This is a genomic window from uncultured Campylobacter sp. (assembly GCF_937997405.1).
In the GTDB taxonomy this organism is placed as follows: Bacteria; Campylobacterota; Campylobacteria; order Campylobacterales; family Campylobacteraceae; genus Campylobacter_B.
In genome coordinates this window covers 1-5,642 of the sequence record NZ_CALKTL010000173.1, presented here as the reverse complement: position 1 = coordinate 5,642, position 5,642 = coordinate 1, and the positions used below count along the sequence as shown (strand labels likewise).

Below are 5,642 nucleotides of genomic sequence, written 5' to 3'. Positions count from 1 at the left end.
CTTGTTGAATCTAATAGCTTCTTGTTAAAATATATTGAGAGATGGGGAAGTGAATTAAAAAATTTTAAGACTATAGAACGTAATTTTATAGATAGCTTTAGCCTTCTGTTTATATTAAAAGATTTAGAGGACCAAATCAGTAATGAACTAAATTTTTTATATAACAGATTTGGCAGCAATAGGGAAGTTATTGTATTTTTAAAAGATATAAATTTTCATCATATAGGAACTTATAAAAATTCATGGCTAGCAGTAAAGTTAAAAATTATACCGAATATTCTACAGCCTTATTATGCGATTGCAATCATCAAAGAGGCGATTAGAGTAAGGGAGGAACGATAATATGGCTAGCATTAGCGAAGTGAGAGGAAATTTAAAAAAGTATAGAAAAAATCAATATAAAAGAGATACAAAGAAGAAGATAATAACAACCATCGCAGCAATATATTTTTTTATAATTTGGGTATTTGTAGATATAGATTGGTTTTTAAAATTAGCATTTTTGTGTGGTGTTCCATTCATGATAATAGCATATTATTTCGAATGTTTAAAAGAAGATGAAGATAAAGATTTATCAGATATTTATAGGACTTATAATAAGCACAGAAGAGAGACTACCGAGACGAAATATATGCCAGAAATTAATAAACTACAAAGACAAAAGGAGCTAGAGATCAATAAATTGATTAATATAAAAAGAGATATACAATCTTTAGAGAATAGAACAAATCCCTTCATGCCTGATATGGATCTATATACTAGAGGACTTGCTGATTTAGCCGAAGTAGAAAATCAAAAAGTTGTAGAACGATATAAGAATTTCGAGGAACAAAGAAGTATAAAATTAAATGAGCTGTATTCTATAAAAATAAAGCTAGAAAATGCGATAGCGAATCTTGAAAATCAAATTGCCGAAAAACAAGCCTCTTTTAATAGGGAAAATGGTATCCCTAATAATTTTACAGAGGCGGTAGGTTCTATATTTAGAGGAAATATGAGCGTAGAAGACATTGCCCGAGAAGTTAAGTAGATTTGATTATAAAGTTTGTCGGTAATTGTTAAATTTTATTAGTATATGTCAAGTTGGTTTGCTTTGAATAAAAATTTATTGAAATATTTTAGTATATTTCTACATAGTCTTCAAGCTTATTTTAATAAAATTTTAAATATAATCCTCATTTCATTTCACACGCATCAATCCTTGATTTAGTTGTAAATTTAGAGTAAATTTACGGGCGGATGCGGAGGAATAAACTAAATTTCGGGGCAACCCACAAGGAGAAAACTCATGGTAACAATGAGAGATTTGCTAGAGTGCGGCGTTCATTTCGGACACCAAACACGCAGATGGAATCCGAAGATGAAAAAATTCATTTTCGGCGAGAGAAAAGGTATCTACATCATAGATCTACAAAAAACTATCCGCTACTTCCGCTACACTTATAATATCGTGCGTGACGCGGCTGCTGAGGGTAAAACTATACTTTTCGTAGGCACCAAAAAACAAGCCGGCGCAACGCTAAAAGAGTACGCCGAGAAGTGCGGCATGCCTTATGTGAGCCACAGATGGCTAGGCGGCATGCTGACGAATTTTTCCACTATCAAGCAATCGATCCGCAAGCTCGAAGTAATCGAGACTATGGAAGAGGACGGCTCTATAAATTTACTAACCAAAAAAGAGGCGCTAATGCTTCGCCGCAAAAAAGAGAAGCTCGAGCTTTATCTAGGCGGCATTCGCAATATGAAGGGCCTTCCTGATATGATCTTTGTCATCGACGTCGTAAAAGAAAAGATCGCCGTAGCGGAAGCTAACCGCCTAAAAATGCCGGTTATCGCGCCTTTGGATACGAACTGCGATCCGGACGTAGTCGATTTCCCGATCCCCGGTAACGACGATGCGATCCGCTCGGTTCAGCTTTTTTGCCAAGAGATGGCAGAAGCGATCAACGAGGGCAAGGCGCTTCGCGATCAAGACGCAAGCGAGGATGTCGAGCATAGCGAAGCCGTCAGCGACGAGGAGAAAGAGGAGGTCGTAGCCGAGGCGATGAGCGAAGAGGATTTTGACGTAAGCGAGGACGAAGAGTAATGGAAATCAGCGCGCAAATGGTAAAAGAGCTCCGCGAAAGCACCGGAGCGGGGATGATGGACTGCAAAAAGGCTTTAGTTGAAACAGACGGCGATATGGATAAGGCCGTCGATTTGCTTCGCGAAAAGGGCCTTGGAAAGGCTGCTAAAAAAGCCGATCGCTTAGCTAGCGAGGGCTTAGTAAGCGTCGAAGTGGGCGCGGATCACAAGATCGCCACCATAAGCGAGATAAATTCCGAAACCGACTTCGTAGCTAAAAATCAAAATTTTATAAATTTAGTTAAAAATACTACCTTGCATATCCAAAGCAAGGGCATTAGCAGCATTGATGAGCTAAATTCCAGCGTCATTAACGGCGTTAAATTTGATGAGCATCTAAAGAGCCAGATCGCTACGATCGGCGAAAATTTGGTCGTTAGAAGATTTGAGACGATTAAGGCGGGCGCAAACGGAGTAGTAAACGGCTACCTACACTCAAACGGCCGCGTAGGTGTAATCATCGCAGCAGCTTGTGACAGCGAGCGAACTGCGGAGGGTGCGAAGGAGCTTATAAAAAATCTCTGCATGCACGCAGCCGCGATGAAACCTCAGGTTATCAGCTATAAAGAGCTTGATCCCGATTTTATCGAAAAAGAATTCTTAGCTCTTAAAGGCGAGTTTGAGAAGGAAAATGAGGAGTTTGTGCGCTTAGGTAAGCCCCTTCATAAGATCCCGCAGTTTGGCTCGCGCGCGCATCTAACGGACGAAATTTTAGCCAAAGAGATAGAAGTTTTAAAAGATGAGCTTCGCAAGCAAAATAAGCCTGAAAAAATTTGGGATAAAATTTTGCCGGGTCAGATCGATCGCTTCATCGCCGATAATACCCAGATCGATCAGCGCCTCACGCTGCTAGGGCAATTTTATGTAATGGACGATAAGAAAACCGTCGAGCAGGTGATCGACGAAGAAGCTAAAAAACTAGGCGGCAAGATCGAGATCGTAAAATACGTCCGCTTCGAAGTGGGCGAGGGTCTAGAGAAAAAGAGCGAAGACTTCGCAGCCGAAGTAGCGGCTCAAATCGGCTAAATATGGAACTTTTAAAGGGCGTAAATCTTACTCACGCGTATGATTATACGCTCTTTGAAAATGTAAGCTTAAGCGTTCAAGAGAGCGAGAGCATCGCTATTTTAGGCGTTAGCGGCTGCGGCAAATCGACTCTGCTTCATATTTTATGCACGCTTTTAAAGCCGAACTCGGGCGAAGTGATCTACGGCGGGCGCAGTATTTACGAGCTAAGCTCCGATGAGAGACTTAAAATCCGCCGCAACGACTTTGGCATAATATTTCAATCCCACTACCTTTTTAAGGGCTTCTCCTCTGGCGAAAATATTGAACTTGCCGCCAAACTTACGAATAATGCGATAGATGATGAAATTTTAAAAAAGCTTCAGATCGAACATACTTTAAAGCAAGGCGTGGGCGAGCTTAGCGGCGGACAGCAGCAGCGCGTGAGCATCGCTCGCATACTTTGCAAAAAGCCGCGCATAATCTTTGCCGACGAGCCTACTGGAAATTTAGACAAGGATACCGCAAACGAGGTCATGAGCGTGATCTTTGATTACGTAAAATCCAGTCGTGGCGCGCTCGTGCTCGTGACCCACGATGAGAATTTAGCGCAAAAATGCTGCAAAGTTTATCGCCTAAATAACCGAAATTTAGCGCAAATATAAGCAATTAATAACCAAAAATATCTTACAATAGCCCAAATTCTTTCTAAAAGGTCATAAATGAAAATTCTACTTGACAATCACAATGAGCAGGTTGCAAGTGTCGTAAATATTTGCTGCGAGCGCATCGGTGCGGACCTGGTAGCATATAGTGCAGACGAGAGTGAATATGATTTGACGATAAAAAATTATGAAGATAGCGATGATATTTCAAAATTTGATCTTAATAAGACGCTGTTTCTGACGCCTAAAAACGTCTCAGTGCCAGGAGCGCGATACACCCTTACCAAGCCTTTTTCGCCGCTTGAGCTCATTACGTTTATTAGCGAATTTTCGGTTCAAAATATGAGCGTGCAGGCGAAAGAAAAAATGGCGAAAGAATTTGCCGATGCAAGCTCTGTGATGAAAGAGATCGATGCGATTGACCAGGCAAATTCCGCTTCGGGCAGTAATTTTGAAGAGCTTGTGGATAGCTTTTATGACTCTGGCAAAGATATACCGCTTTCACAACTGGCAAACGATATAGCGCCCGAGATTGCAGATGATGTGCCGCTTTCGCAGTTACTAGGTGATATACCGCGCACGGACGAGATCGCAGATGATATTCCGCTCTCGCAGCTTGCAGATGAAGCGGCTCTTGCGGACACCATCGCCGATGGTACGCCGCTTAACGCCGTCGCAGAAAAGATTGCGGATAATATCGCAGATGATGTGCCTCTAAACTTAGCTGCTAGTGATATTCCTGAGGATGTTCCGCTAAATAGTATCGGCGCAAGCGAGCCCGCTGAAAATAATCACGCACCTCAAGATGAAATTTCACTCGCAAAGGATGACGCTCCTATAGCTCTAGCAGCGCTAGATGATGAAAATCCTAAGAATTCCAAAACGGATAAATCGCAGACAGAAGATGAAATTCCCGCCACACGGGCAAGCGAAACTTTACCGCTTGCGCAGCAAGACGAGCCGCAAAGAGCTGGCAGCTCTAATGAAACTACTGTTGAAAAAAAGGCAGACGCTGCGCCTAATATAGAGGAAGCGAAAGACTCTGTGGACGTTACGCTTAAACAGCATGAATCAGACGGCTCATCTGCTTATAAAACAGATGAAAAAAATTCTGCCTCGCAAGTAGTGCAAGATGCAGCCGGCGCGCCTGTTAATAGTGGATTTGATATGGATTTTTCTAGGCTTTTCGATAGTGCCGGCATGCCTGTGGAGGAGTTTGGCGGATATGATAATTTCGCCGCGGCTGCGTTTGCTTCCGATGAAAAAGAGGATAAAAGATCTGCGCATGATAAAAATAAAGCGGCTACGAATTTTCAAAAAACGCAAATTTCGTCTCAATACGAGGTCGCTTCAGATACGCCGATTGCGTTGGCGGGCGCGGGCGATATACCTCGCGAAAATCTTTATAACGCCGTTCCGTTTCAAAGCATGGAATTTACTGGTGGACTTGCACAGAATGCGTCTATGTCTGCTCATAATGAAGCATGGAATTCAATTGGCGTAAATTTTGGGACTTACTAAATATAGTAGATTTTTAGATTTTATCATCAAAATCTATAGACAATTTTTTATTAAAATAGGCTCCACATCTATGTCCTAATTCAGCAGCATATTTTTTAGCCTCTACAAATTCTACTCCTACACCGAATTTTTCGGAGCTAAACTTACCGCACATATTAGATGCCTCAGATTTACCGAAGCAAAGCGAGCAAGCTGATAGCGTTGCTAGCGGGTTTGCGGATGGATTTTTGCGCGCTATGGAGGGCGATTTTGCAAACTCGTTTGCCGCAAACTCTGCGGATAGCGAGCAATTTAAATCCGGTAAGCCTACAAAGAGCGCCGCGCAGC

At 41.9% G+C, this 5,642-nt stretch carries 7 protein-coding genes; 6 read left to right on the top strand and 1 reads right to left on the bottom strand.

Annotated features, from left to right (window positions below; genetic code table 11):
* The 6 genes from Q0372_RS09260 to Q0372_RS09235 all read left to right on the top strand — a co-directional run.
* Positions 1 to 342: hypothetical protein (locus tag Q0372_RS09260; protein ID WP_298105173.1), on the top strand; the 342-nt coding region annotated here is incomplete at its 5' end.
* Position 343: 1 nt separating this feature from the next.
* Positions 344 to 1,030 (top strand): hypothetical protein, encoded by a 687-nt coding sequence (locus Q0372_RS09255; RefSeq protein ID WP_298105168.1) that lies wholly within the window; start codon positions 344 to 346, stop codon positions 1,028 to 1,030.
* Positions 1,031 to 1,288: 258 nt separating this feature from the next.
* Positions 1,289 to 2,086, top strand: a complete 798-nt coding sequence (rpsB, locus tag Q0372_RS09250; RefSeq protein WP_298105165.1) for a 30S ribosomal protein S2 — start codon at positions 1,289 to 1,291, stop codon at positions 2,084 to 2,086.
* Positions 2,086 to 3,150, top strand: coding sequence for a translation elongation factor Ts (tsf, locus tag Q0372_RS09245; protein ID WP_298105162.1), 1,065 nt, complete (start codon positions 2,086 to 2,088; stop codon positions 3,148 to 3,150). Before rpsB ends, tsf begins: the two co-directional genes overlap by 1 nt.
* 2 nt (positions 3,151 to 3,152) lie before the next feature.
* On the top strand, positions 3,153 to 3,794 hold the full coding sequence (locus Q0372_RS09240; protein WP_298105159.1) for an ABC transporter ATP-binding protein: 642 nt from the start codon (positions 3,153 to 3,155) through the stop codon (positions 3,792 to 3,794).
* Positions 3,795 to 3,851: 57 nt separating this feature from the next.
* Positions 3,852 to 5,315 (top strand): hypothetical protein, encoded by a 1,464-nt coding sequence (locus Q0372_RS09235; protein WP_298105156.1) that lies wholly within the window; start codon positions 3,852 to 3,854, stop codon positions 5,313 to 5,315.
* 13 nt (positions 5,316 to 5,328) lie between these two features.
* Here the strand turns inward: Q0372_RS09235 and Q0372_RS09230 are convergent, their stop codons facing one another.
* The gene (locus tag Q0372_RS09230) at positions 5,329 to 5,469 is read right to left on the bottom strand and encodes a hypothetical protein (RefSeq protein WP_298105154.1); all 141 of its coding nucleotides are present in this window, start codon (positions 5,467 to 5,469) and stop codon (positions 5,329 to 5,331) included.
* Positions 5,470 to 5,642 lie beyond the last annotated feature (173 nt).

Coding starts and splice junctions, on each gene's coding strand:
- rpsB (WP_298105165.1), top strand. CDS start 1,289: ATGGTAACAATGAGAGATTTGCTAGAGTGCGGCGTTCATTTCGGACAC.
- tsf (WP_298105162.1), top strand. CDS start 2,086: ATGGAAATCAGCGCGCAAATGGTAAAAGAGCTCCGCGAAAGCACCGGA.
- Q0372_RS09235 (WP_298105156.1), top strand. CDS start 3,852: ATGAAAATTCTACTTGACAATCACAATGAGCAGGTTGCAAGTGTCGTA.
- Q0372_RS09240 (WP_298105159.1), top strand. CDS start 3,153: ATGGAACTTTTAAAGGGCGTAAATCTTACTCACGCGTATGATTATACG.
- Q0372_RS09230 (WP_298105154.1), bottom strand. CDS start 5,469: ATGTGCGGTAAGTTTAGCTCCGAAAAATTCGGTGTAGGAGTAGAATTT.
- Q0372_RS09255 (WP_298105168.1), top strand. CDS start 344: ATGGCTAGCATTAGCGAAGTGAGAGGAAATTTAAAAAAGTATAGAAAA.